Below are 25,054 nucleotides of genomic sequence, written 5' to 3'. Positions count from 1 at the left end.
CCTTGGTAGTTTCGCAAAAACCCCTGAATCAACGACAGGTCCAGACGTCAAGCTAACCTGCTGATACCACTCACCTTAGTTTCGGATCGGACACTAAGATCACGCACGCAAGGAAGCAGTCATGGCAACCACCAACAATGTAGGCCGCATTTCGCAGGTCATCGGCGCCGTCGTCGACGTGACCTTCCCGGATGCGCTCCCCGCGATTCTTTCCGCTCTGGAAACCAGCAACAATGGCCAGCGCCTGGTGCTGGAAGTCGCCCAGCATCTGGGCGAGAACACCGTCCGCACCATCGCGATGGACTCGACCGACGGTCTGACCCGCGGTCAAGAAGTCACCGACACCGGCGCGCAGATCAGCGTTCCTGTCGGCCCGGCCACGCTCGGCCGCATCCTGAACGTCGTCGGCGAGCCGATCGACGAGCGCGGCCCGGTCGCCACCACCGTCACCGCCCCGATCCATGCCAAGGCGCCGGAGTTCGTCGACCAGTCGACCGACGCCAGCATCCTGGTCACCGGTATCAAGGTCATCGACCTTCTCGCCCCCTACGCGAAGGGCGGCAAGATCGGTCTGTTCGGCGGCGCGGGCGTGGGCAAGACCGTGCTCATTCAGGAACTGATCAACAACATCGCGAAGGGCCATGGCGGCACCTCCGTGTTCGCAGGCGTCGGTGAACGCACCCGCGAGGGCAACGACCTTTATCACGAATTCCTCGACGCCGGCGTCATCGCCAAGGACGCCGACGGCAACGCGATCAGCGAAGGTTCGAAGGTGGCCCTGGTTTACGGCCAGATGAACGAGCCGCCGGGCGCCCGCGCTCGCGTCGCCCTGTCGGGCCTGACCATCGCGGAATATTTCCGCGACCAGGAAGGCCAGGACGTGCTGTTCTTCGTCGACAACATCTTCCGCTTCACCCAGGCGGGCGCGGAAGTGTCGGCTCTGCTCGGCCGCATTCCTTCGGCCGTGGGCTATCAGCCGACCCTGGCGACCGACATGGGCGCGCTGCAGGAGCGCATCACCTCGACCAACAAGGGTTCGATCACCTCGGTTCAGGCCGTGTACGTCCCCGCGGACGACTTGACCGACCCGGCGCCCGCGACCTCGTTCGCGCACTTGGACGCCACCACCGTTCTCAACCGCGCCATTTCGGAACTGGGCATCTATCCTGCGGTCGACCCGCTGGACTCGACCAGCCGCGTTCTGGAACCCCGCGTCGTCGGCCAGGAACATTATGAAACCGCCCGCGCGGTCCAGGCGATCCTGCAGAAGTACAAGTCGCTGCAGGACATCATCGCGATCCTGGGCATGGACGAGCTGTCCGAAGAGGACAAGCTGACCGTCGCCCGCGCCCGCAAGATCCAGAAGTTCCTGTCGCAGCCCTTCCACGTCGCGGAGGTCTTCACCGGAATTTCGGGCAAGTTCGTCCAGATCGAAGACACGGTGAAGTCGTTCAAGGCCGTGGTCGAAGGCGAATATGACCATCTGCCCGAAAACGCCTTCTACATGGTCGGCGGCATCGACGAAGCCATCGAAAAGGCGAAGAAGCTGGCTGCGGAAGCGGCGTAAGCTACAAAGTCTCCCCTCCCTTCCAGGGAGGGGATCAAGGGGCGGGTAGCGAGCGCAGCGAGCTTCCTGCCTTTCAGCTAGGGCGCAGGCCATCGCTCCGCGATGGCACCCACCCCCGGCCCCTCCCTGGAAGGGAGGGAGGAGAAGAATAGAATGGCATTGCATTTCGAACTCGTGACCCCGGAAAAGCTCGTCCGCTCGGAAGAGGTCTATCAGGTGGTCGTTCCCGGCACCGATGGCGACTTCGGCGTGCTGGAGGGTCACGCGCCCTTCATGTCGACCGTCCGCGACGGCGCGATCCAGATTTTCGCCAGCGCTGGTTCGGCTCCGGAAGTGATCCCGGTCCGCGGCGGCTTTGCCGAGGTCAACGAAAAGGGCCTGACCGTCCTTGCGGAGCATGCCGGCTGATACGCCGTCCGGCCTGACCGCCCCACCGATCCAAAAAGGCCGTGCTCCTCAGGAGCGCGGCCTTTTTGATTGGCGGCTCCGCCTTATCCCCCAATCGCCCACACCGCCATTTCCGGCGCATTAGCCATTTATCAAAGTTTCCGCCCTATTCACCTTTAACGATCAGAGCTGATCCAGAATATTTCGGCGGAGAATCATGAGCGCGTTTGGACGGAAAAACGGACCTGCCGGCATCAAGCCGGGCTTCGGCCTAGCCCGGCCCATGCAGGGCGGCGCGCCCAGGGAAGAGATTAAGGGCGGCGAACAATTTCCCCCGCTGGACATGACGGCCGTTCCCGCGGAAGCGCCGCTCGACCCGCTTTCCGCCCCGACCGGCCAGATGCAGCGCAACGCCGACGCGATGCAGCGCCTGTCGGATCGCGCCAATTCCGACCATGCCGTCGATACCGGGCCGCAGGGTTTCGAAGCCTCCGTCCACAAGATCAAGGAACAGGTCCTCCCCCGCCTGCTGGAGCGCGTCGATCCCGAAGCCGCCGCGACGTTGACCAAGGACGAACTGGCGGAGGAATTCCGCCCGATCATCTTGGAAGTGCTGGCCGAACTGAAGCTGACCCTCAACCGGCGCGAGCAGTTCGCGCTGGAAAAGGTGTTGGTGGACGAACTGTTGGGCCTGGGCCCGCTGGAGGAATTGCTGTCCGACCCGGACGTCACCGACATCATGGTCAACGGTCCGGAACAGACCTATATCGAAAAGAAGGGCAAGCTCCAGATCGCGCCGATCAAGTTCCGCGACGAGGAACATCTTTTCCAGATCGCCCAGCGCATCGTGAACAAGGTCGGCCGCCGCGTCGACCAGACCACGCCGCTGGCCGACGCCCGCCTGCCCGACGGCAGCCGCGTCAACGTGATCGTGCCGCCGCTATCCTTGCGCGGCACCGCCATCTCCATCCGTAAATTCTCGGCCAAGCCGATCACGCTGGACAATCTCGCCCAATGGGGCGCGATGAGCCAGAAGATGTGCACCGCGCTGAAGATCGCGGGCGCCTGCCGCATGAACATCGTGATTTCGGGCGGTACCGGTTCGGGCAAGACCACCATGCTGAACGCCCTGTCGAAGATGATCGATCCGGGCGAGCGCGTGCTGACCATCGAGGACGCGGCCGAACTGCGCCTGCAACAGCCGCACTGGCTGCCGCTGGAAACCCGCCCCCCGAACCTGGAGGGCCAGGGCGCGATCACCATCGGCGACCTCGTCAAGAACGCCCTGCGTATGCGTCCCGACCGCATCATCCTCGGCGAAATTCGCGGCGCGGAATGTTTCGACCTGCTGGCCGCGATGAACACGGGCCATGACGGTTCCATGTGCACGCTTCACTCCAACTCCCCGCGCGAATGCCTGGGCCGTATGGAGAATATGATCCTGATGGGCGACATCAAGATCCCGAAGGAAGCCATTTCCAAGCAGATCGCCGACTCGGTCGACCTGATCGTGCAGGTGAAGCGCCTGCGCGACGGTTCGCGCCGCGTGACCAACATCACTGAAGTGATCGGCATGGAAGGCGACGTCATCGTCACCCAGGAACTGTTCAAGTTCGAATATCATGACGAGGATGACAGCGGGAAGATCATCGGCGAATATCGGTCGATGGGCCTGCGCCCCTATACGCTGGACAAGGCGCGGCAGTTCGGCTTCGACCAGCCCTTCCTGGAAGCCTGCCTGTAACGGCCATCATGTGACAATCTGTTTCCGGCGGGGGCTTTTCTCCGCCGGTTCGCTTGCATGGAGCCTGCATCCCCGGCACATCATCGCTTTCCCTGCAAGAGAGGATTGCCGATGACCCGAACCGCCCGCGCCGCGCTGCTGCTGACCGGCCTCTCCCTGCCCCTGCTGCCGCTTGCCGCCCAGCATGCGGGACATCATCATCAGGCCGCCGATCCGATCGCCGCCGCCATCGCCGCGCCCAGCCGCGCGCCCGCCAATGTCGCACGCGACAAATATCGCCATCCCGCAGAGACGCTGGCCTTCTTCGGCGTGAAGCCGGACCAGACGGTGGTCGAATATGCGCCCAGCGGCGGCTGGTATACGGAGATACTGGCACCCCTGCTGCATGAGAAGGGCACATTCTACGCGTTGCAGCCGACCGGACGCGCCCTGGACGGTTACAAGGCGTTCCTGGCGGCCAAGCCCGACATTTACGACAAGGTGAAGCTGGTCCCCTTCCCCGACCGGACCAGCGAGATTCCGGCGGGCAGCGTCGACACGCTGCTGACCTTCCGCAATGTCCACAATATGGTGATGGCAGGGACGGAGGCGGCGACCTTCAAGGCCTTTTACGACCTGCTGAAACCGGGCGGGACATTGGGCGTCGTCGACCATCGCCTGCCCGAAGGGCGCGACACGGCGCTGGAAAAGAGCAGCGGCTATCTGAAAATGTCGACCATCCGCCGCATCGCGGAGGCGGCCGGATTCGAATATGCCGGGTCGTCGGAGATCAACGCCAATCCCAAGGACAGCGCCGACTGGGAGAAGGGCGTATGGACACTGCCCCCGACGCTGCGCAATGGGGACGTCGACAAGGCGAAATATCTGGCCGTGGGAGAAAGCGACCGGATGACGCTGCGCTTTCGCAAGCCGGGGAAGTAAGGCGGCGCTGATGGATGCAGAACGGGCCTCTCCCATTCCTCCCCATCGATAGATGGGGAGGGGGACCAGCCGAAGGCTGGTGGAGGGGAATGGGGCACGACCTCCGAATTTCCCCTCCACCACCGCTTTCAGCGGCGGTCCCCCTCCCCACGCTTCACGTAGGGAGGAATTGATATCGTCTATTGCCCATCTCCCCCCATTCCAAATTCCCCATACCCCCTTACACGGTTGCGTCCTCCCGCCGCGGGGCTAAGGGAAGTCGCGTGCCGCCCTTGTCCTCCTCCATCCGTCCGCATCGCCCGCTAACCGCCATCGGCCTGCGGCTGGTCGCGGTGATCTGTCTGTCCATGATGTTCGTGACGGTCCGGCTGGCCGACGCGCGCGGCGTGCATGTGGTCGAATCGCTCTTCTACCGGCAGGCGCTGGCCTTGCCCGTGGTCTTCGCCTGGATCATGGCGACCACCGGCGTGCGATCGATCCGCACCCGTCGCATCGGCGTCCACGCCACGCGGATGGCCATCGGCATGACCGGCATGGTCCTGAACTTCCTGTCCTACATCCTGCTGCTGCCGGCGGAGGCGGTCACGATCGGTTTCACCATGCCGATCTTCGGCACGATATTGTCCGCACTGATCCTGCGCGAGGCGACGGGCATCCACCGGTGGAGCGCGGTGCTGGTCGGCTTTCTGGGCGTGATCGTCATGGTCCGGCCCGACGCCGGGCATTTCCCCGCCATCGGCGTCGCGGTCGCCCTGTCCGCCGCCTTCGTCACCGCCAGCGTCAGCCTGGTGCTGCGCGAACTGGGGCGCACGGAAAATGCGGGGGTGATCGTCTTCTGGTTCACCTTCCTGTCCCTGCCGCCGCTGGGCGCAGCCATGCTCTTCTTTGGGCAGGGGCATGACGCCATGACCTGGGCGTTGCTGCTGCTGATCGGCGTGACCGGCGGCATCGCGCAGATCTGCATGACGGCCGCGCTGCGTTGGGCGCCCGTGTCCGTGGTGCTGCCGATGGACTATAGTTCGATCATCTGGACCACGCTGCTGGGCTGGGCGATCTGGGGCAATTGGCCGATGGCGACAACTTGGATCGGCGCCGCGCTGATCATCGCGAGCGGCCTGTACATCGCCTGGCGCGAACATGTCCATGGCGCAGCCTCCGCAACATGAATGCCAGATGAATCGGATTGCCTAGATTTCGACACATTTTGTCGCTTGACCATTGTCTACCAGATAAATAGAATTATCTCTCCCTCGACAATAGGACGAGGATCTGACCATGGAGCGATTCGGACATTCGGGTGACGCGCGCCAACCGGTCGTGCTGACCATACCCGGTCTCAACAACAGCGGCCCCGGCCATTGGCAGACGCTGTGGGAAGAAACGCGTGGAGATTGCGAGCGCGTCGACCTGGGAAGCTGGGCCAGCCCCAGCCGTAATAGCTGGGTCACGCGACTGGACGCAGCGATCCGGGCGGCGAACGGGCCGATCATCCTGGCCGCGCACAGCCTGGGCTGCCTGGCGGTCGCCTGGTGGGGCGCCTTGCAGAGCCAGGCCTATGGCTGGCCGGTGACGGGCGCGCTGCTGGTGGCGCCGCCCGATTGCGACCGGATGGAAACGCCGGAAACGATCGGCGGCTTCGGCCCCACGCCCCGCGCCCAACTGCCCTTCCCGTCGATCGTCGTGGCGAGCCGCAACGATCCCTATATCTTCTTCGAACGCGCCCACAGCATCGGTAAGAATTGGGGCAGCAGCTTTGTCGACGCCGGTTATTGCGGCCACATCAATGCGGAATCGGGCCTGGGCGAATGGCGCTTCGGTCAGGCACTGCTGGAAAAGCTGATCGACAATGCGCATGAGCAGGCCTCTGCGATGCGCCAGTTACGGCCCGCCATACCGCTGGCGCATCAGGAGCGGCGATTGGCGGCGCTGCGGGTCAACGGCTGAATTCGAATGGGGCGCGACAAGAGAAACTTGAGCGCCCCTTATATTTGCTTTTTTGTCTATCAATCCAGTTGAGATAAAGAGCGATCAAGAGGTGTTTATGAGTGAAAACCGTTCGATTGAATTTGCCCGCAACGGCCGCGAAGGCCAGCGCCACGACATCGCGATCAGCATCGAAAAGGTGCGCAGCGTGCTCGAAGCGCTGCGGTTCGGTTCGGTCACGCTGACCGTCCACGATGCGCGGGTGGTGCAGATCGACGTCACGGAAAAGACACGCCTCACCGCCTGAAGCAATAGCGGGGGGCAAGATGCAGGGTTGCTGAAAAAGGCCCGGAAAAGGGCCGAATAACAGGTGGCAAGGGGTGGGCCACATTTTCCATTCCCAGACCTTCGGCTTTGAGCGGATCACCGCAGAGGCCGCGATCAATATTCACCGGACATCCGGAAGGGGAATCATCATGATTGCGCGTTTTCTGTTGCTCGCCGGCGTGGCGGGCGCATCCATCATCGCGTCCAGCGCACAAGCGCAGGATGCATCTCAAACCGCTCCGCAATCCGCGGCGGACAATAGCGAACAGGCATCCAGCGCCCGTGGCGAAGTGATCATCGTCACCGCCCGCCGCCGCGCCGAAACCGCGCAGGAGGTGCCGCTGGCGATCTCCGTCATCCGGGGCGACAGCATAGAGGCGACCGGCAACTTCAACGTCGTGAAGCTCCAGCAACTGGCGCCGACGCTACAGGTCTACACCACCAATCCACGCAACACGTCGGTCAACATCCGCGGCCTGGGCGTGCCGTTCGGCCTGACCAGCGACGGGTTCGAGCAGGGCGTCGGCATCTATGTCGACGACGTCTATAACAGCCGCGTCGCCGCCGCGACCTTCGACTTCCTGGACGTCGCCCAGGTCGAGGTGCTGCGCGGCCCGCAGGGCACGCTCTATGGCAAGAACACCACGGCGGGCGCGATCAACATCACGACCAACCAGCCGACCTTCGATTTCGAAGGGCGCGCCGAACTGACCGTCGGCAACCTGAATTACAAGCAGGCGAAGGCCGCCATTTCCGGCCCGCTGTCCGAAACGGTCGCCGCCCGCGTCGCCATCGCCGCGACCAGCCGCCGGGGCACGCTGTTCAACACGGTCACCGACCGCTGGATCAACGAACAGGACAATCTGGGCATTCGCGGCCAGTTGCTGTTCAAGCCTACCGATAATTTCAGCCTGACCCTGTCGGGCGACTACAGCAAGCAGGACCCGGAATGCTGCGGCACTGTGTTCGTGCGGGTGGGCACGACGCAGCGCCCGATCACGCGCCAATATGATGCGCTGGTCGCCGCGATCAACGCCAACCCGAACCCCGCCTTCCCCGGCCGCAACTACGCCGTTCCCAGCCGCAATCCCTATGACCGGCTGACCGATCTCGACAGCAACCTGAACGCTGGCAACAAGATCGGCGGCGTGTCGGCCAGGATCAAGTGGGATGTCGGCCCCGGCACGCTGACCTCCGTCACCGCATGGCGCTTCTGGGACTGGAAGCCGGAGAATGACCGCGACTTCACCGGCCTGTCGGTCGTGTCGAAATCGCAGAACCCCTCTCAGCAGGACCAGTATAGCCAGGAATTCCGCTATAATTATGAAAGCCAGAAGATCGACTTCGTGGTCGGCCTGTTCGGCTTCAAGCAGCGGATCGACACCCAGGGCACCGAACAGCAGGGCGCGGACGCCAGCCGTTGGAGCCTGACTGGCGCAAATGCCGGGAATCCAAGCATCCTCCAGGGCCTGACCGCCACCAACACGCAATGGCTCAAGAGCACAAGCGCGGCGCTGTTCGGCCAGTTGAGCTGGAAGGTGACCGACTCGCTGACCATCCAGCCGGGTGCACGCCTGAACTATGACAAGAAGTCGGGCTTCTACCAGCGCGTCGTGACGGACGGGGCGGGCGTGTTGGTGGACTGCACCGCACTTCCCCTGTCGTCCGTCCGCACGGCGCAGTGCAGCGTCTATCAGGGACAGCGCACGACGCCCTCCGACAGCGCCTGGAACTTCACCTACGACTTCAACGTAAACTACAAGATCGCTCCCGACGTGCTGGCCTATGCCACCTACGCCAAGAGCTTCAAGACGCTGGGCATCAACCAGAACGGCCTGCCACTCAACAGCGTCACCAACCTGCCCGACACGTCGGTCGAAACGGTGAAGCCGGAATCGGTCAACCATTATGAAATCGGCCTGAAGACCCAGTTCTGGGATCGCCGGGCAACCTTCAACCTCACCGCCTTCCGCACGGACATAAAGAATTTCCAGGCGACGGTGAACGGCGGCCAGTTTGGCACCGTGCGCGGCTATCTCGCCAATGCGGACAAGGTGCGGTCGCAGGGCATTGAGGCGGACTTCAAGGTCGTCGTCAGCGACCGTTTCACGGCCTATGCCAATGGCGCCTATACCGACGCCAAGTATAAGAAGTTCACCAACGCCCCCTGCCCGCCCGAACTGTCCGGGGGCACGTCGCAACCGGCCAATCAACCCGCCGATTATTCCAATGCAGGTGTTCCCAACACCCTCAGCCCGCGGGCATGCGACATTTCCGGCTTCGATCTGCCCGGCGTGTCGAAATGGGCCTTCTCCTACGGCGCGGAATATAACATTCCGGTCACGCTGCTGGCGAAGGAAGGCCAGGTCTATCTGGGCGTCGACGGCAATTACCGGTCGCACTGGAACAGCAACGCCTCGCCGTCCATCTATACGGAGGTGAAGGGCTATGCGCTGACCAACTTCCGTGCCGGTTTCCGTGGCGAAGGGTTCGACGTGTTCGGCTGGGTCCGCAACGCCTTCGATGTGAACTATATCGAAAATCTCCAGGTCGCGCCGGGCAATACCGGCCTGATCGCCGGTCAGCCGGGCGATCCGCAAACCTGGGGCGGAACGATCAAATTCTCGTTCTGATCCTTTAGCGAGGTTCACCCCCTGCGGGGAGCGACACAGCCCTGTCGCTCCCCGTATTTTTTCATCCCAGCGAAGGCTGGGATCTCGTGAAGCTACTCCGTGCCCTATCGCGCGGAATCCCTGCCTCCGCCAGGATGACGAATTTAACCCCGATTTGCGCCCGCCGCCGCGCTGCTGTAGAGCGCAGCCATGTCCACGACCTTCACGCTCGACACGTCGACCAGCCGCGCCAATCCCACGCCCGCGCCGATGAAGCGCCTGACCGTGCCCGCCATCCAGCGCCGCAAGGCCGGGGGCAGGACGGAACAGCCGCTGGTGATGCTGACCGCCTACACGGCGCGGCAGGCGCAACTGCTCGATCCGCATTGCGACATGCTGCTGGTGGGCGATTCGCTGGGGCAGGTGATCTACGGCCTGCCCTCCACCCTGGCCGTCACGCTGGACATGATGATCGCCCATGGCGCGGCCGTGGTGCGGGGCAGCTATCACAGCGTCGTGCTGGTCGACATGCCCTTCGGCAGCTACGAAGCCTCCCCGCAACAGGCCTTCGCCAGCGCCAGCCGCGTCATGGCCGAAACCGGCTGCGCGGGGGTGAAGCTGGAGGGCGGCGCGGCGATGGCGGAAACCATCGCTTTCCTCAGCCAGCGCGGCATTCCGGTGATGGCGCATATCGGCCTGACGCCGCAGGCGGTGAACGCGCTGGGCGGCTATGGCGCGCGCGGCAAGAGCCAGGAGGAGCATGACAAGATCATCTCCGACGCCCGCGCCGTGGCGCAGGCGGGCGCCTTCGCCATGGTGCTGGAGGGGGTGATGGAGGAGATCGCCGTCACCGTCACCGACAGCGTCGACGTGCCGGTGATCGGCATCGGCGCATCGGCCCATTGCGACGGGCAGGTTTTGGTGGCGGAGGATATGCTGGGCATGTTCGAACGCGTGCCCCGTTTCGTGAAACGCTATGAAAATATCGCGGAAACCATCGGCAATGCCGCCGCCCAATATGCGGCGGATGTCCGAAACCGGAACTTTCCGACCGAAGATCAGGTCTATCGGCCCAAAAAGTGAGTTGCGCGAGCCACGAGCGCCGCTAATGATCGCGCCTTCCGCGTGCCGTAACCGACGAATTTCTGGAGACCCAAGTGGCCCTGACGCCGCAAAATAGCGAAGCCTTCATGCGCGAGGTGGACGAGGCCGTCCGGCAGGACCAGTTGCTGACCTTCTGGCAGCGCTTCGGCCGCTGGATCGTCGCGCTGGTGCTCGGCGGCCTCCTGCTGTTCGGCGCCTTCCTCTATTGGCAGCATTACACCAAGACGCAGTCGCAGGCCGTGTCCGAGGAAATGGACAAGGTGATTTCCACGGCGGTCGGCGGCGGCACGCCCGACGCCAAGGAACTGGACAAGCTGACCCAGGCCAGCCAGCCCGGCTTCCGCGCATCCGCCCTGCTGGTGAAGGCGGGCACCGCCGCGCGTAAGGGCGACTCCAAGGCCGCCATCGCCGCATACAAGGCAATGGCCGACGACGCTTCGCTCGACCGGCCCTATCGCGACCTGGCGCTGATCCGCCAGACCACGCTGGAATATGAAAGCCTGCAACCGCAGCAGGTGGTCGACCGGTTGAAGCCGCTCGCGGTGGAGGGCGCGCCCTGGTTCGGCAGCGCCGGGGAACTGGTCGCCATCGCCTATATGAAGATGCGCAAGCCCGATCTGGCCGGGCCGCTGTTCGCCGCCATGGCGAAGGACAAGAACGTGCCCCAGTCGATCCGTTCACGCGCGCGACAGATGGCGGGCTTATTGGGTGTGGATGCAGTCGAAACGCCGAATGGGGCGGGACAGGAATGATCGGGCGCATGGGGAAGCACAGCATGACGAAATTTTCGGGCGCCGGTCGCGCCGTGACCGTGGCCATGATGATCGCCCTGCTGGCGGGATGCGGCGTGATCGGCGGCAAGAAGGGCGGTCCCAAGACCCCCGTGGTCGGCAAGCGCACCTCGATCCTGAGCAATGAGCAGGGGGTGGAGGTCGACCCGACGCTGGCCGACGTGCCCGTGGCCCTGCCCGAACCCTATGTGAACGACCAATGGTCGCAGCCGGGGGGCAGCCCCGCCAAGACGATGGGCAATCTGGCTCTGGGCGCTTCGCCGACGCGGGCCTGGACCATCTCCATCGCGGGCAGCACGCCACAGGCGCGCCTCGCCTCCGCCCCGGTGGTGGTGGGCGGCAAGCTCTACGTCATCGACGCCGATGCGCGGGTGATCGCGTTCGACGCCAATAGCGGCGCGAAACTGTGGCAGACGCCCCTGCCCGCCCAGGGTAGCGGCCGCGCCCTGTTCGGCGGCGGCGTCAGCGTGATCGACGGCAAGCTCTACGCCAGCACCGGCGTAGGCGATGTCGCGGCGATCGACGCCAACAGCGGCGCGATCCTATGGAAGAAGCGCCCCGGCGGCCCGCTGCGTGGCGCGCCGACGCTGGCCAACGGCCATGTCTATGTGATGGGCCAGGACAATCAGATTTTCGCCCTCAACCAGAGCGACGGCGAAGTGCAGTGGACCGATAGCGGCACCTTGCAAGTAACCGGAATCTTCGGCGTGGCCGCCCCGGCCGCCGCGCAGGGTACGGTGATCGCGGGTTACAGTTCGGGCGAACTCACCGCCTATCGCTATGAAAATGGCCGGACCCTGTGGGGCGACGCCCTGTCGCGCACCAGCATCTCGACCGCCGTGGCGACTCTGACCGACATCGACGCCGATCCGGTGATCGACCGGGGCCGGGTCTTCGCCATCGGCCAGGGCGGCCGCATGGCCAGCTATGAACTGGTGAGCGGCCAGCGGCTTTGGGAAATCAACATCGCGGGCATCTCCACCCCCTCGGTCGTGGGCGAATGGGTGTTCGCGGTGACCAGCGACGCGAAACTGCTCTGCGTCGCCCGCGCCACCGGCAAGATCCGCTGGATCAGCCAGCTTCGCCGCTGGCAGAAGGAAAAGAAGAAGGACAAGGCGATCCGCTGGACAGGCCCGGTGCTGGCGGGCGGACGACTGGTTCTGGTGTCGACCCATGGCGACCTCAACTATGTCGATCCGACCACGGGCAAGGTCCAGGCGGAAATCGACCTGGACCGGCCGATGTCGCTGTCGCCGGTGGTCGCGAACAACACTCTCTATATCCTCGCGGATGACGGGAAGCTGACGGCGTTTCGCTGACGCCATCGATGATGTTAAGTAACCGTGCTCCTGCGAAGGCAGGAGCCCAGTCCAAGCGTTGGAACTGGGCTCCTGCCTTCGCAGGAGCACTCATAGTTTAAAGGAATAGGGCCTCTCATGCTGCCCACCGTTGCCATTGTCGGGCGGCCCAATGTGGGCAAGTCCACCCTTTTCAACCGGCTCGTCGGCAAGAAGCTGGCGCTGGTCGACGACCAGCCCGGCGTGACCCGCGACCGGCGAGAGGGGCAGGCGTCCCTGCTCGGCGTCGATTTCACCATTATCGACACCGCCGGTTATGAGGATGAAGACCCCCAGACCCTCCCCGGCCGCATGCGCATGCAGACGCAGGCGGCGGTCGAAAATGCCGATGTCGCCCTGTTCGTGGTGGACGCCCGCGCCGGAATCACCCCGCTGGACGAGGAAATCGCCCGCTGGCTGCGCGAGGGCGACGCGCCCGTCGTGCTGATGGCTAACAAGGCGGAAGGCCGGGCGGGCGACGACGGCGTGATGGAGGCTTTCAGCCTGGGCCTTGGCGATCCCGTCCCCTTTTCCGCCGAACATGGCCAGGGCCTGGCCGACCTGTTCCAAGCGCTGCTCCCCTATATCGACCGGGAGGATGAGGAAGAGGAAGAAGGCGAACCGGACGAGGCCGATTTCGAATCCGCACCGCTGAAACTGGCCATTGTCGGCCGCCCCAATGCGGGCAAGTCGACCCTCATCAACCGCCTGCTGGGCGAAAATCGCCTGCTGACAGGGCCGGAAGCGGGCATCACCCGCGACTCCATCGCGGTCGATTGGCAATGGACCAGCCCGGACGGCCAGGAACGCCCGGTCCGCCTGATCGACACGGCGGGCATGCGCAAGCGCGCCAAGGTGCAAGACAAGCTGGAAAAGCTGGCCGTTTCGGACGGCCTGAACGCTGTGAACTTCGCCGAAGTCGTGGTGCTGCTGCTCGATTCCACCCGCGGGCTGGAGGCGCAGGACCTGCGCATCGCCGACAAAGTGCTGGAGGAAGGCCGCGCCCTGGTCGTCGCGCTCAACAAATGGGATACGGTGGAGAACGGCTCGGCGCTCTATCAGGGCATCAAGCAGGCGCTGTCCGACGGCCTGGCGCAGATACGCGGCGTGCCGATCATGACCGTCTCCGGCGCGACCGGCAAGGGGCTGGACGACCTGATCCGCGTCGCCTTCGAAACCCGCACCGCCTGGTCGCAGCGCGTATCAACCGGCATCCTCAACCGCTGGTTCGAACGCGCGCTGGAGGCCAATCCGCCCCCCGCCCCCGGCGGCAAGCGGATCAAGCTGCGCTATATCACCCAGAACAAGACGCGCCCGCCGACCTTCGTACTGTTCGGCACGCGGCTGGACGAATTGCCGGAAAGCTATCGCCGCTATCTGGTGAACGGCATCCGCAAGGAACTGGGCTTCGGCGCGGTGCCGGTGCGGCTGACGCTGCGCAGCGCCAAAAACCCCTATGCCAGCAAGTGAAGCGGCGCATATCGACGCCAGGGGCATGAAATGCCCCTGGCCCGCGCTGCGCGTGGCACGGGCGATGCGATCCGCCGACGCCGTGACGGTGGAGGCGGACGACCCGGTCGCGCCGACCGAACTGGAAGCGCTGGCGCGGCAACAGGGCTGGGAATTCGCGGCGAAGGGCGCGCATCTCTTCGCCATCTCCCGCTTGCGCTGAGGACAGCCGTTCCGCTTAACCCCATGTTTACGCCCCTTCTTCTATAGTCCCGCGACAGAGCAGGGAGTGTCGAAGGGTGTCAAATCAAGAGGCCGAACTGGTCAACTGGACCGATTTTGCCAAATCCCGTTCGGAGCTTGGCGCCGCCTTCCTCCGCATATTGGGCTATTTCCGCGAGGATGGCGAAAAGGCCATCGGCGCGATCGAGGAGGCCTTTCGCGCCCGCAACGCCGCCGCGCTGGTCGCCCCGGCCCATAAGTTGAAGGGGGAATCGGCGCAGTTCGGCGCCTATAGCCTGAGCGCCATGGCCGAAAAGATCGAGATGGTCGCCCGCCGCTGCGTCGAGGGACGAGAAGGCCCGGACGAGCTGATCGAGGATGTGGTCGCGCTGAGGCCGTGCTTTACCGAGACGATGGTCCTGCTCGACCGCGATTCCAATCCTCTGGTCGCCCGCCGCCCACAGGGCTTCGGCCGCCGCATAGACGGTCCGGTACAGGGATTTGGCCGCGCCGCTGGGTGATTTTGCGGTTTTTGGCCGATGGCGAACGCTCCTAATCCTCCCTACGCGAAGCGTGGGGAGGGGGACCATGCGAAGCATGGTGGAGGGGAAATGGCGTGACCTGCGTATCTTCCCCTCCACCACCGCTTTCAGCGGCGGTCCCCCTCCCCATCTATCGATGGGGAGGAATAGGATAGGTCCACGTCCCACCCCTTCCTGCCACCCAAACATAACTTCCAATTCCCGTATTGAAATAAAACCGGCCATCCCCCCATATGCGGGCATGACCCGTTTTTCTGTCCTGGACCTCGTCCCTGTCAACGAAGGCAGCAACCCGCACGAGGCGCTCAAGCGCGCCGCCGCCTTTGCCGCCCATGCCGAAAGCCTTGGCGCCCACCGCTATTGGGTGGCGGAACATCATGGCATGCCGGGGATCGCATCCGCCGCGACCGCCGTGGTGCTGGCGCATATCGGGCAGGCTACCAGCCGCATCCGCATCGGCGCGGGCGGCATCATGCTGCCCAACCATGCACCGTTGCTGATCGCGGAGCAGTTCGGCACGCTCGCCGCGCTGTTCCCCGGCCGCGTCGACCTGGGGCTGGGCCGCGCGCCCGGTTCGGACCAGCGCGTGGCGCAGGCGATGCGCCGCACCCTGAACGGCGGGCCGGACGATTTCCCCCGCGATGTGATGGAGTTGCAGGCCTATTTCGCGGGCGATGGGCGGCTGGGCTTCCAGGCGACGCCGGGCGCGGGCGAGGATGTGCCGCTGTGGATATTGGGTTCCAGCCTTTACGGCGCGCAACTGGCGGCGGCGCTCGGCCTGCCCTATGCCTTCGCCTCTCACTTCGCGCCGGGCGCGCTGGACGATGCCATCGCCATCTATCGCCGCGATTTCCGGCCATCGGCGCAGCTTGAACAGCCTTATGTGATGGCGGGCTTCAACGTCTTTGCCGCTGATACGATGGAGGAAGCGCGGCTGGTCGCCACCTCCATGCAGCAGGCATTCATTCGCCTGCGCACGGGTCAGCCCGGCAAGCTGCAACCCCCGGTCCCCGGCTATTATGAAAGCCTGCCGCCCCAGGCGCAGGCGATCTTGGCCGACGTACTGAGCGCGTCGAGCATCGGCACTCAGGCCGATGTCGAGCGCGATCTGGCCGCCTTCATCCGCCGCACCCAGGTCGATGAGGTCATATTGGGCGGTCAGATCCACGATTTCGAGGCCCGCAAGCGCAGTCTGGAAATCGCCATGGCGGCCGGTCAGGCAGTGTCAGCCAGCCATGAGGCGACCGCCGCTGAGTAGCTTCGCCAATCCCGGCGCGGCGCGGCTGAGCAGCGATCCCAGCAGCAGCACGGTCGCCAGCACCAGCAGCGGCTGCACCAGCAGATAGGCGGGATAGAAAGGCGAGCCGAGCTTGCCGAACACTATGCCCAGCGCAGGCCCGCCCAGCCAGATCAGGATAAGGTGCGAACAGAAAAGGAAGAAGGCGAAAGGCTCGATCCGCAGCAGCATCCCCCGCGCGGGACTGGCCGCCAGCGACCAGGCAAAACGCCAGAAGAACAGCGCCGCCGCGATCCGCACCGTCATATCCAGCACCGCCGTACCAACGCCCGACGACACCACGCCCGGATGCAATGAAGAATAAAGCTGCGCCGTCATCAGCAGCGCGAAGGGCGGCGCGGCGACCGTCCAGGGCATCGCCGCCACGCGGTCGGCCAGCCCCTCGCGCCGCGCGATGATGCCGATGATGAAGAAGAACAGGATGGCCGGGCGCATCAACACCGGCGGCCCCCAGCCCATGATCTGGCACAGCGCGGCCGTCGCGGCGACCCAAGCCAGCGCCCATCCCGGCAAGCGGACGAACAGCGGCGCGGCCAGCATGCACAGGAACAGGTCGCGCAGGAACGGCATCTGCACGTTGATGTCGGGATTGCGGCTGACGATGAACAATTCCTGAAACATCCAGCCGGTGGAGGAAGGCACGGGCGCGGACAGGCCCAATGCCCAGGCCGCGCCCGACACGAACAGGATCGCCAGCGCGTTCCACAGGATCATCGGCAGCAGGATGGTCCGCGCCTTCCGGACCACATGGCGGAACCAGTCATGGGTCCGCGAAGAGCCCTGAACCAGCCAGCCGGAAATCAGGCCCAGCAGCGGCACGGCGCTGCGCCCGAAAATCTCCATCAATCCCCAGCGCAAACTGTCCTGCGGCGTCCCGCGCAGGCTTTCCAGATCATGGCCGCTCAGGCCCGTCCAGGCGTGGACATAGACCACCCCCAAAATGCAGATGACGCGGGCGATGGAGATGGCGTCGGAGCGGCGCGCCGCATGGATCGTCAGCGTTCGCGCCACAGGATTTTCGCCACTTCCGGAAAATGTTTCAACAGCCAGGCCCGACACGCATTCCTCTGAAAGACCGCGGCGCAGCCATGCGCCGCGCCTTTGACATGGGGAGGCGATAAGCAGATTCTTTACCAGTGGCGCGTTAAATCGGTCCGACGTGCCGGAATCCCGTCCGGTCGAGGGGGAAGAGGTTCATGACCCAGATGCACGGCGCAGACCATTTTGCGGGCGCGCAACCGCACGGCTTTCAGGCGGCGGCCGACGCCATGGGCATGGTTTTCCAGATTGCCGGGTCCAGTTCGCAATTGATCATCGACGCCACGCGGATCGCCGCGCTGGCCCATCATCCCGACCCGTGCATCGCCATGGCGGGGCAGGTCGGCGCGCAGGTGAAGATGCGGGTCGGCCCTGTCTGGCTGATCGCCAGCGTCCGGTCGCTGGCCATGGACCGGAGCGACAGCAACATCATCGTCGCCGACATCGACTTTCTGGGCGAGGGCGACGAGGAGAAGCTGACCGGGCGCATCCATCGCTTCCGCCGGGGCGTGACCCGCTATCCGACGCCGGGGACGGAGGTCTATCCGGTGTCGAGCCAGGACATGCAGCAAATCTACGCGGCCGACGACCGGCCGCATGTGCAGATCGGCACAGTCTATCCCACCGCCGACACCCGCGCCGCCCTCTATGTCGATTCGATGCTGGGCAAGCATTTCGCGCTGCTGGGGTCGACCGGCACCGGCAAATCGACCAGCGCAGCGCTGATCCTGCACCGCATCTGCGACCTGTCGCCGCAGGGGCATATCGTGATGATCGATCCCCATGGCGAATATGGCGCGGCCTTCCAGGGCAACGGCGCGGTCTATGACGTCAACAACCTGGCCCTCCCCTATTGGCTGATGAATTTCGAGGAACATTGCGAGGTGTTCGTCACCTCCGAAGGTTCCGAGCGGACGGTGGATTCCGACATCCTCGCCAAATGCCTGCTCGCCGCGCGGTCGAAGAACCGGCTGGCGGAAAGCATCGGGCGGCTGACGGTGGATTCGCCGGTCCCCTATCTGCTGTCGGACCTCACCAACATTCTCCAGAACGAAATGGGGAAGCTGGACAAGGGCACCGGGTCGCTGCCCTATATGCGGCTGAAGACCAAGATCGACGAGATCAAGAGCGATCCGCGCTACAGTTTCATGTTCTCCGGCATGCTGGTGGCGGATTCGATGCAGGAATTCCTCGCGAAAATCTTCCGCCTGCCTTCGGGCGGCAAGCCGATCTCCATCATCGACGTATCCTCCATGCCGTCCGACATCACCTCCGTCGTGGTTTCGGTGCTGTCGCGGCTGGTGTTCGACTATGCGCTGTGGGCGCGGGACGAGCCGCAGCGGCCGATCCTGCTCGTCTGCGAAGAGGCGCATCGCTACATCCCGTCGACCACCAGCGGATCGGGTCAGGCGGTGCGCCGCATATTGGAACGCATCGCCAAGGAAGGCCGCAAATATGGCGTGTCGCTGGGCCTGATCACGCAGCGGCCGTCGGATCTGGCCGAAGGCGTGCTGTCGCAATGCGGCACGATCATATCGATGCGCCTCAACAACGACCGCGACCAGGCCTTCGTGAAGGCCGCCATGCCCGAAGGCGCGCGCGGCTTCCTGGATTCCATCCCCGCGCTGCGCAATCGGGAGGCGATCATCTGCGGCGAAGGCGTGGCCGTGCCGATCCGCGTGGCGCTCGACAATCTGGAAGAGGAGAGGCGGCCCGCTTCGAGCGATCCGAGCTTCACCGACCTGTGGCGCCAATCGGGCGGAGAGGCCGAAATCCTCGACCGGACCATCACCCGCTGGCGCAGCCAGGGACGGTAAGGTTCAGCCCGTCGGCGCGATCCGCCCGGCGGGCTCCCCCTCCGCATTGATCGATTCGCGGCATTCCTCCTCATTGGGCTGCGCCAGAAGTTTCGCCTTCTTCCAGCCGCCCTGCATATAATAAGCGGCGGCGAGCAGCAGCGTCGTGCCCGAACCGACCGGGAAGCTGAGCCACAGCGCGTCCGCCCCCAACGACCCGTAGCCGATCCCGTAGAAACCCAGCCGCACCGCGAACAGGGCGAAGATCAGGATGAGCAGCGGCCCCACCACCACCCCGTTCGCCCGCATGACGCCGAAGAAGATCATCGCGCAACCGAACAGGACGAAGCTCCAGCTCGCCAGCAACTGCATATGCCAGGCGACCGGGACGGCGGGACTGCCGGAACCCAGGAACAGCGTCAGCAAGGGTTCGTGGAACAGCAGCATCACCGCGATCATCGCCCCGGTGACGAGCAGCAGATAGAAAAGGCCATAGGAGGCGATCCGCCCCACCCGGTCCCACCGGCCAGCGCCGATATTCTGCGCCGCCATGGCGCTGACCGCCCCGCCCAGCGCCATGGCGGGCATCTGGAGATAGGTCCATAGCTGCTGCGCCGCGCCATAGGCCGCCGTCACCACCAGCCCTTCCCGGTTGACGAGGCCGATCATCACCAGCCCGGACGCGGACATGACGATCATCTGCAACCCCATGGGCAGCCCCTTGCCCACCAGCAGCCGCACCTGCGCGGCGGTGGGGCGCAGATAGGACAGTTCCTCCCCCCGCAGGCGCAGCGGCAGGTCTTTCCGATAGATATAGGCGATGACGCCGATCAGGCTGACGAAGCCCGCCGTGGCGGTGGCGGCGGCCGATCCCGCTATGCCCATTTCCGGGAACGGGCCGATGCCGCGGATCAGCACGGGGTTCAGCACCATATCGACGCCCACGCTGACGAACATGAAGATCAGCGGCGTGCGCGCATCCCCCGTGCCGCGCAGGCCCATCATGATCATGACGCCCAGCAGGGTGGCGGGCATGGCGACGAAGATCACGCGCAGATAGACGAGCGCCGGTTCGAACGCCTCGGCCGGGGTCGCCAGCAATCGCAGCAACGCGGGCGCGCCCAGCCATCCCGTCATCGCGACGACCAGCGCCAGCAGGGTGCAGAAGCCGACCGCGGAACCGAATGTCCGCCGCGCCGAAACCATGTCGCGCGCGCCATAGGATTGCGCGATCACCACGGTCGCCGCCATGCCGAAGCCGAAGACGATAGAGAACATCAGGAACATGATGATGTTCGCATTGGCGGTGGCCGCCAACGCCCGCTCGCCCAGGAAGCGACCGACCCAGATCGCGTTGATCGATCCGTTGAGCGACTGAAGCACGTTGGAACCCAGCGTCGGCAGCGCGAACATCAGCAATGCCGGACCGATGGGGCCTTGGGTCAAATCCCTTTGCCCTTTATCTTTGGGCCCCTGATCTTTTCCTTGCGCCCCTCTGTTCATCGTCCCTCTTCTTTTCGTGATGCCGACGAACCGAGGCCGGTCAGGCCAGCCGTTCCAGCGCCGCCTTCAACCGTTCCGCCTCGGCCGCCTTTTCGGCATGATCCTCCCGCGCCTTGGCGACGGCTTCGGGCTTGGCCTTTTCCACGAAGCTGGCATTGGAAAGGCGGCCGGACAGGGAATCCCGTTCCTTCTCCGCCGCCGCCAGAGCCTTGGCGAGGCGCGCCTTTTCGGCGGCGATGTCGATCACGCCTTCCAGCGGCAGGATGAAGGTCGCCTCGTCGACCACGATCTGGGCCGCGCCGCCCTGAACCTCTTCGCCGAAAGACAGGTTTTCCACCCGGCCCAATCGCGCCAGTGCGGCGCCCTGACGGTCCAGGCGGCGACGGGTTTCCTCCGCCTCGTCGCGGACGACCAGCTTGAGTTTCGCGCTCGGCGGCACGTTGAGTTCGGTGCGCGCCGCGCGCATCGCGCCGATCAGGCGGATCAGCCAGTCGATCTCCGCCTGCGCCTCGGTATCGACGGCATAGAGCGCCTGCGGCCAGCGGGCGACGATCAACTCATTCTCGCGGGCGCCGGTCAGGTTCCACAACTCTTCGGTGATGAAGGGCATGAAGGGGTGGAGCATCACCAATATCTGGTCGAACGCCCAGCCAGCGACCGCCTTCGTCTCTTCGTCCATCGACCCCTTGGTGAGTTCGATATACCAGTCGCAAAACTGGTCCCAGACGAAGTGGTAGATGGCGTTCGCCGCCGCGTCGAAGCGCAGTTCGACCATAGCGGTGTCGATCGCCTGCACGGTCGCGACCGTCTCTGCGATGATCCAGCGGTTGACCGGAGCCTGTGCATGGGGCGCTTCATGCGCGGTCGACGCGGTGACGCCGTTGGATTGCAGGAAACGCGCCGCGTTCCACAGCTTGGTCGCGAAGTTGCGATAGCCCTCGACCCGCTTCTCATCCATCTTCACGTCGCGGCCCTGGCTTTCCATCGCCGCCATGAAGAAACGCAGCGCGTCCGCACCGAACCGGTCGATCAGGCCCAGCGGATCGACCACATTGCCCTTGGACTTGGACATTTTCTGCCCGTCGGCGGCGCGCACCAGCCCGTGGAGGTAGAGCTTGCGCCAGGGCACGTCCCCCATGAACTCCATGCCCTGCATCGCCATGCGCGCATCCCAGAAGAACAGGATGTCGAAGCCGGAGATCAGCAGGTCGTTGGGATAATGGCGCTTGAGCGTCTCGGTCTGCTCCGGCCAGCCCAGCGTGCCGAAGGGCCAGAGGGCGGAGGAGAACCACGTGTCCAGAACATCTTCGTCCTGCCAAATAGGAAACTTTCCAGCCAACTCTGGGGCGTCGGTTGAGCCATCCTTCGCAGGAAAGAGCGAACGAAAAACTGCCTCATTTCGATTGGAGACAACGACAATATTCTCATGCGGAACGTTGTAAAGGCGAGCTGCGGAAGCAACGGCAGCTTCTGCATCCTCCTCCACAAAGGTATGGCCATAAAATTCGCGAGCCTTGCCGATCCCGCTCTCTTTGAAAATCGCTGACCCTTTTCCATCGTGATCGGGCCCGAACCATGCTGGAATCCGGTGACCCCACCACAGTTGCCGCGACACGCACCAGGGCTGGATATTCTCCATCCAGTTGAAGAAGGTCTTTTCCCACGTCTTGGGCACGATTTCGATCCGCCCGTCGCGCACCGCCTGGATGGGCGCGACGGCCAGCTTTTCGGCATCGACATACCATTGGTCGGTCAGCCAGGGCTCGATCACCACGCCCGACCGGTCGCCGAAAGGCGTCTGGATGGTACGCGGCTCGGCGTCGGCCTCGATTTCCTCGCCTTCCTTGGTCTTGGTGACGTGCGGGACAAGCAGGCCCAGCGCCTTCATCTCCGCCACCACCAGTTCGCGCGCGCCGTCCACGCCGTCGCGGCGGAAGCGGTGCAGGCCCAGGAAGCGTTCGGGGATCAGGCCATCGGCGGTCTGGACCACATTGGCGTCGGCGTCGAACATGTTAAGCATGTCGGCGGCCCTGAAACCGGCGCGCTTGCCGACCTCGAAATCGTTGAAGTCATGCCCCGGCGTGATCTTGACCGCGCCCGACCCCAGTTCCGGATCGGCATGTTCGTCGCCCACCACCTTGAACCGGCGGCCGGTGATCGGCTGGAGGATGTCCTTGCCGATGACGTCCCTGTAGCGCGGGTCTTCCGGATGCACGGCGACCGCCATATCCGCCAGCATGGTTTCGGGCCGGGTCGTGGCGACGACGATATGGTCGGCGCCATTGGCGAGCTTCACCCCATCCGCCAACGGATAGCGGAAATGCCAGAAACCGCCCTTCACTTCCTGCGTCTCCACCTCCAGGTCGGAAATGGCCGAACGGAAATGCGGGTCCCAGTTCACCAGCCTCTTGTCGCGATAGAGCAGGCCGCGCTTGTGCAGTTCCACGAAGGTCTTGACGACGGCCTTCGAAAAGCCCTCATCCATGGTGAAGCGCTCATTGGCCCAATCCATCGAGCAGCCCAGGCGGCGAAGCTGGCGCGTGATCGCGCCGCCGCTTTCGGCCTTCCATTCCCAGACCTTCTCCACGAACTGATCGCGGGTGTAGTTGGTGCGCTTGTCCTGCCGCGCCTCCATCTGCCGCTCGACCACCATCTGGGTCGCGATGCCCGCATGGTCGGTGCCCACCACCCACAGCGCATCCTTGCCGCGCAGCCGCTCGTACCGGATCGCGATGTCCTGCAACGTATTGTCCAGCGCATGGCCAATATGCAGGCTGCCCGTCACGTTCGGCGGCGGGTTGACGATGGTGAAGGGCTGCGCGTCCGGCCGTTCCGGACGGAACAGGCCATTTTCCTCCCAATGGGCATACCAGCGGGACTCGATTTCGGCGGGGTCGAAGGTCTTGGGCAATTCGGTCATAGGCTGGCCTTTACGCAAGGCGGCGGCGGCGTCAACTTCCCGCCGCCGGGGAGGCGAAAAAGCCGCCTCTGCGCGCAGCAGGAACCGGCAATGCAGCCAAACGACGCGTCGGGCGTTCTACCACCGTAACGACAAGAGAAGCAAAAAGGTGTTTTTGGTGGCGACAAGTTGTTTCGCGGACAGGCTGGCGAAGCATGTGCCCCTGTCCGATACGGAGAAGATGGCGCTTGCAAGGCTGGAGGAAAATCCGCGCAAGATAAGGCGCGGCGCAATGATCCAGCGCGTCAACGACCTGGTGACCGAATTGTTCGTCCTGCGCGAGGGACGGGTGATGAGCTTCGTCATCCTGCCCGACGGCAGCCGGCAGATATTGCGCGTCTATTTCCCCGGCGACTTCATCGGATCGGCCAGCACCATCTACAACCGGGCGCCGGAATCGCTGGTGGCGCTGTCCGACGCGGTCGTCTGTCCGTTCGACAAACATGCGTTGCGGCGGCTGCTGGAGGACTATCCGCGGGTCGCGGCGCTGCTGTTCCTGCTGTCCAATGCGGAGCGCGTCGCGCTGACGGATCGGCTCGCCTCGCTGGGGCGGACGTCGGCCAAGGCGCGGGTGGCGTCCTTCCTGCTCGACATTTTCGACCGGCTGCGGGTGACGGACGACAGGATCACCGACAGTTTCGACCTGAAGCTGACGCAGGAGGAGATCGGAGACGCGGTCGGCCTGACATCCGTCCATGTGAACCGGATGATCCGGCAGATGGAGCAGGAAGGGCTGATCAGCCGGTCCAACGGTCGGATCACGCTTCTGGACATGGAGCGGCTGGAGGAGATCGGCCATTATACCAACCGGCACAAGGATATGGACCTGGAGTGGTTGCCGGGGATGGCGTGACGCCCTTACGCCAGCAGTTCCACGTCCCAATAGAGCCAGTCGTGCCAGCTTTCGTGCAGGTAATTGGGCGGAAAGGCGCGGCCATGTTCCTGCAATTGCCAGCTTGTCGGGCGGATCGGCGTCACGTGGAGCTGCATATGCGCCTCCTTGGGCGTGCGCCCGCCTTTCTTGAGGTTGCAGGGCGAACAGGCGGTGGCGACATTTTCCCACGTCGTGCGCCCGCCGGCGCGGCGCGGCACGACATGGTCGAAGGTCAGGTCATGGGGCGAACCGCAATATTGGCAGGCGAACTTGTCGCGCAGGAACAGGTTGAACCGGGTGAAGGCGGGATGTTCCGACGGCTTCACATATTGCTTCAGCGCGATGACGGAGGGAATCTGCATTTGCAGGCTGGGACTGTGCACCTGCCGCTCATAGCTGGCGACGATGTCCACCCGTTCCAAAAAAACCGCCTTGATGGCGGTTTGCCAGGGCCAGAGGCTGAGCGGATAATAGCTTAGCGGCGTATAGTCTGCATTCAGGACCAGTGCCGGACAGTTTTCCGGATGTCGTATCAGGTCGGGATGGTACATATATTACCCTTCAACCCCCTTTCGCCGCCGTCCTGATCAACCAGAAACGTGACGGGAGCATGACAGCATTAACGACCCCATTTCGTCAAGGGCCAGTATGACTCAATCGA

At 64.3% G+C, this 25,054-nt stretch carries 21 protein-coding genes; 17 read left to right on the top strand and 4 right to left on the bottom strand.

The window, feature by feature from the left end:
- The first annotated feature begins 121 nt into the window (after window positions 1-121).
- The 15 genes from atpD to BV95_RS15460 all read left to right on the top strand — a co-directional run bounded on the left by atpD (window position 122) and on the right by BV95_RS15460 (window position 16,184).
- On the top strand, window positions 122-1,567 hold the full coding sequence (atpD, locus tag BV95_RS15530) for a F0F1 ATP synthase subunit beta (protein ID WP_037453853.1): 1,446 nt from the start codon (window positions 122-124) through the stop codon (window positions 1,565-1,567).
- Window positions 1,568-1,720: 153 nt separating this feature from the next.
- Complete coding sequence (locus tag BV95_RS15525) at window positions 1,721-1,975, top strand: ATP synthase F1 subunit epsilon (protein WP_013846041.1); 255 nt, start codon at window positions 1,721-1,723, stop codon at window positions 1,973-1,975.
- 196 nt (window positions 1,976-2,171) lie between these two features.
- Window positions 2,172-3,698, top strand: coding sequence for a TadA family conjugal transfer-associated ATPase (locus BV95_RS15520; RefSeq protein ID WP_013846040.1), 1,527 nt, complete (start codon window positions 2,172-2,174; stop codon window positions 3,696-3,698).
- Between the two features lie 111 nt (window positions 3,699-3,809).
- The gene (locus BV95_RS15515; protein WP_037453846.1) at window positions 3,810-4,619 is read left to right on the top strand and encodes a class I SAM-dependent methyltransferase; all 810 of its coding nucleotides are present in this window, start codon (window positions 3,810-3,812) and stop codon (window positions 4,617-4,619) included.
- 263 nt (window positions 4,620-4,882) lie between these two features.
- The gene (locus BV95_RS15510; protein WP_037453841.1) at window positions 4,883-5,785 is read left to right on the top strand and encodes a DMT family transporter; all 903 of its coding nucleotides are present in this window, start codon (window positions 4,883-4,885) and stop codon (window positions 5,783-5,785) included.
- Between the two features lie 109 nt (window positions 5,786-5,894).
- The gene (locus BV95_RS15505) at window positions 5,895-6,563 is read left to right on the top strand and encodes an RBBP9/YdeN family alpha/beta hydrolase (protein WP_037453836.1); all 669 of its coding nucleotides are present in this window, start codon (window positions 5,895-5,897) and stop codon (window positions 6,561-6,563) included.
- Between the two features lie 97 nt (window positions 6,564-6,660).
- Window positions 6,661-6,849: a YezD family protein gene (locus BV95_RS15500; protein ID WP_037453831.1), complete on the top strand. Its 189-nt coding sequence runs from the start codon at window positions 6,661-6,663 to the stop codon at window positions 6,847-6,849.
- A 169-nt stretch (window positions 6,850-7,018) separates the two neighbouring features.
- Window positions 7,019-9,502 carry a TonB-dependent receptor gene (locus BV95_RS15495; protein WP_037453881.1) on the top strand — a complete coding sequence of 828 codons (2,484 nt, stop codon included), beginning with the start codon at window positions 7,019-7,021 and terminating at the stop codon, window positions 9,500-9,502.
- Between the two features lie 189 nt (window positions 9,503-9,691).
- On the top strand, window positions 9,692-10,564 hold the full coding sequence (gene panB, locus BV95_RS15490) for a 3-methyl-2-oxobutanoate hydroxymethyltransferase (protein WP_037453828.1): 873 nt from the start codon (window positions 9,692-9,694) through the stop codon (window positions 10,562-10,564).
- Between the two features lie 74 nt (window positions 10,565-10,638).
- Window positions 10,639-11,337, top strand: a complete 699-nt coding sequence (locus BV95_RS15485; protein ID WP_037453825.1) for a tetratricopeptide repeat protein — start codon at window positions 10,639-10,641, stop codon at window positions 11,335-11,337.
- Window positions 11,334-12,695: an outer membrane protein assembly factor BamB family protein gene (locus BV95_RS15480; RefSeq protein WP_037453823.1), complete on the top strand. Its 1,362-nt coding sequence runs from the start codon at window positions 11,334-11,336 to the stop codon at window positions 12,693-12,695. Before BV95_RS15485 ends, BV95_RS15480 begins: the two co-directional genes overlap by 4 nt.
- Before the next feature lie 117 nt (window positions 12,696-12,812).
- Window positions 12,813-14,183, top strand: coding sequence for a ribosome biogenesis GTPase Der (gene der / locus BV95_RS15475; RefSeq protein ID WP_037453821.1), 1,371 nt, complete (start codon window positions 12,813-12,815; stop codon window positions 14,181-14,183).
- Entirely contained in the window at window positions 14,170-14,385 is a 216-nt protein-coding gene (locus BV95_RS15470) for a sulfurtransferase TusA family protein (RefSeq protein ID WP_037453819.1), read from the top strand. Before der ends, BV95_RS15470 begins: the two co-directional genes overlap by 14 nt.
- 76 nt (window positions 14,386-14,461) lie before the next feature.
- Window positions 14,462-14,905: an Hpt domain-containing protein gene (locus BV95_RS15465; RefSeq protein ID WP_037453817.1), complete on the top strand. Its 444-nt coding sequence runs from the start codon at window positions 14,462-14,464 to the stop codon at window positions 14,903-14,905.
- A gap of 262 nt (window positions 14,906-15,167) precedes the next feature.
- Complete coding sequence (locus tag BV95_RS15460) at window positions 15,168-16,184, top strand: LLM class flavin-dependent oxidoreductase (protein WP_037453816.1); 1,017 nt, start codon at window positions 15,168-15,170, stop codon at window positions 16,182-16,184.
- Here the strand turns inward: BV95_RS15460 and BV95_RS15455 are convergent.
- The gene (locus tag BV95_RS15455) at window positions 16,152-17,234 is read right to left on the bottom strand and encodes an acyltransferase family protein (protein ID WP_037453814.1); all 1,083 of its coding nucleotides are present in this window, start codon (window positions 17,232-17,234) and stop codon (window positions 16,152-16,154) included. The genes BV95_RS15460 and BV95_RS15455 overlap by 33 nt on opposite strands.
- A 185-nt stretch (window positions 17,235-17,419) precedes the next feature.
- On the opposite strand from BV95_RS15455, the gene BV95_RS15450 reads away from it, so the two are divergent.
- A complete protein-coding gene (locus tag BV95_RS15450) occupies window positions 17,420-19,078 on the top strand; it encodes an ATP-binding protein (RefSeq protein WP_037453812.1) in 1,659 nt (552 codons plus the stop codon).
- 3 nt (window positions 19,079-19,081) lie between these two features.
- Here BV95_RS15450 and BV95_RS15445 read toward each other — a convergent pair whose 3' ends face one another.
- Both BV95_RS15445 and BV95_RS15440 read right to left on the bottom strand, forming a co-directional pair.
- The gene (locus tag BV95_RS15445; protein WP_051749811.1) at window positions 19,082-20,560 is read right to left on the bottom strand and encodes an MATE family efflux transporter; all 1,479 of its coding nucleotides are present in this window, start codon (window positions 20,558-20,560) and stop codon (window positions 19,082-19,084) included.
- A 40-nt stretch (window positions 20,561-20,600) separates the two neighbouring features.
- The gene (locus tag BV95_RS15440) at window positions 20,601-23,480 is read right to left on the bottom strand and encodes a valine--tRNA ligase (RefSeq protein WP_037453810.1); all 2,880 of its coding nucleotides are present in this window, start codon (window positions 23,478-23,480) and stop codon (window positions 20,601-20,603) included.
- Window positions 23,481-23,637: 157 nt separating this feature from the next.
- On the opposite strand from BV95_RS15440, the gene BV95_RS15435 reads away from it, so the two are divergent.
- Window positions 23,638-24,372 (top strand): Crp/Fnr family transcriptional regulator, encoded by a 735-nt coding sequence (locus BV95_RS15435; RefSeq protein WP_234703205.1) that lies wholly within the window; start codon window positions 23,638-23,640, stop codon window positions 24,370-24,372.
- 5 nt (window positions 24,373-24,377) lie between these two features.
- Here the strand turns inward: BV95_RS15435 and BV95_RS15430 are convergent, their stop codons facing one another.
- On the bottom strand, window positions 24,378-24,944 hold the full coding sequence (locus BV95_RS15430; protein WP_013846022.1) for an HNH endonuclease: 567 nt from the start codon (window positions 24,942-24,944) through the stop codon (window positions 24,378-24,380).
- Between the last annotated feature and the right edge of the window lie 110 nt (window positions 24,945-25,054).

It is taken from the genome of Sphingobium chlorophenolicum (assembly GCF_000722875.1).
GTDB classification, from domain to species: domain Bacteria; phylum Pseudomonadota; class Alphaproteobacteria; order Sphingomonadales; family Sphingomonadaceae; genus Sphingobium; species Sphingobium chlorophenolicum.
The sequence above is the reverse complement of the archived record's forward strand: the minus strand, read 5'-3'. Positions and strand labels throughout refer to the sequence as shown.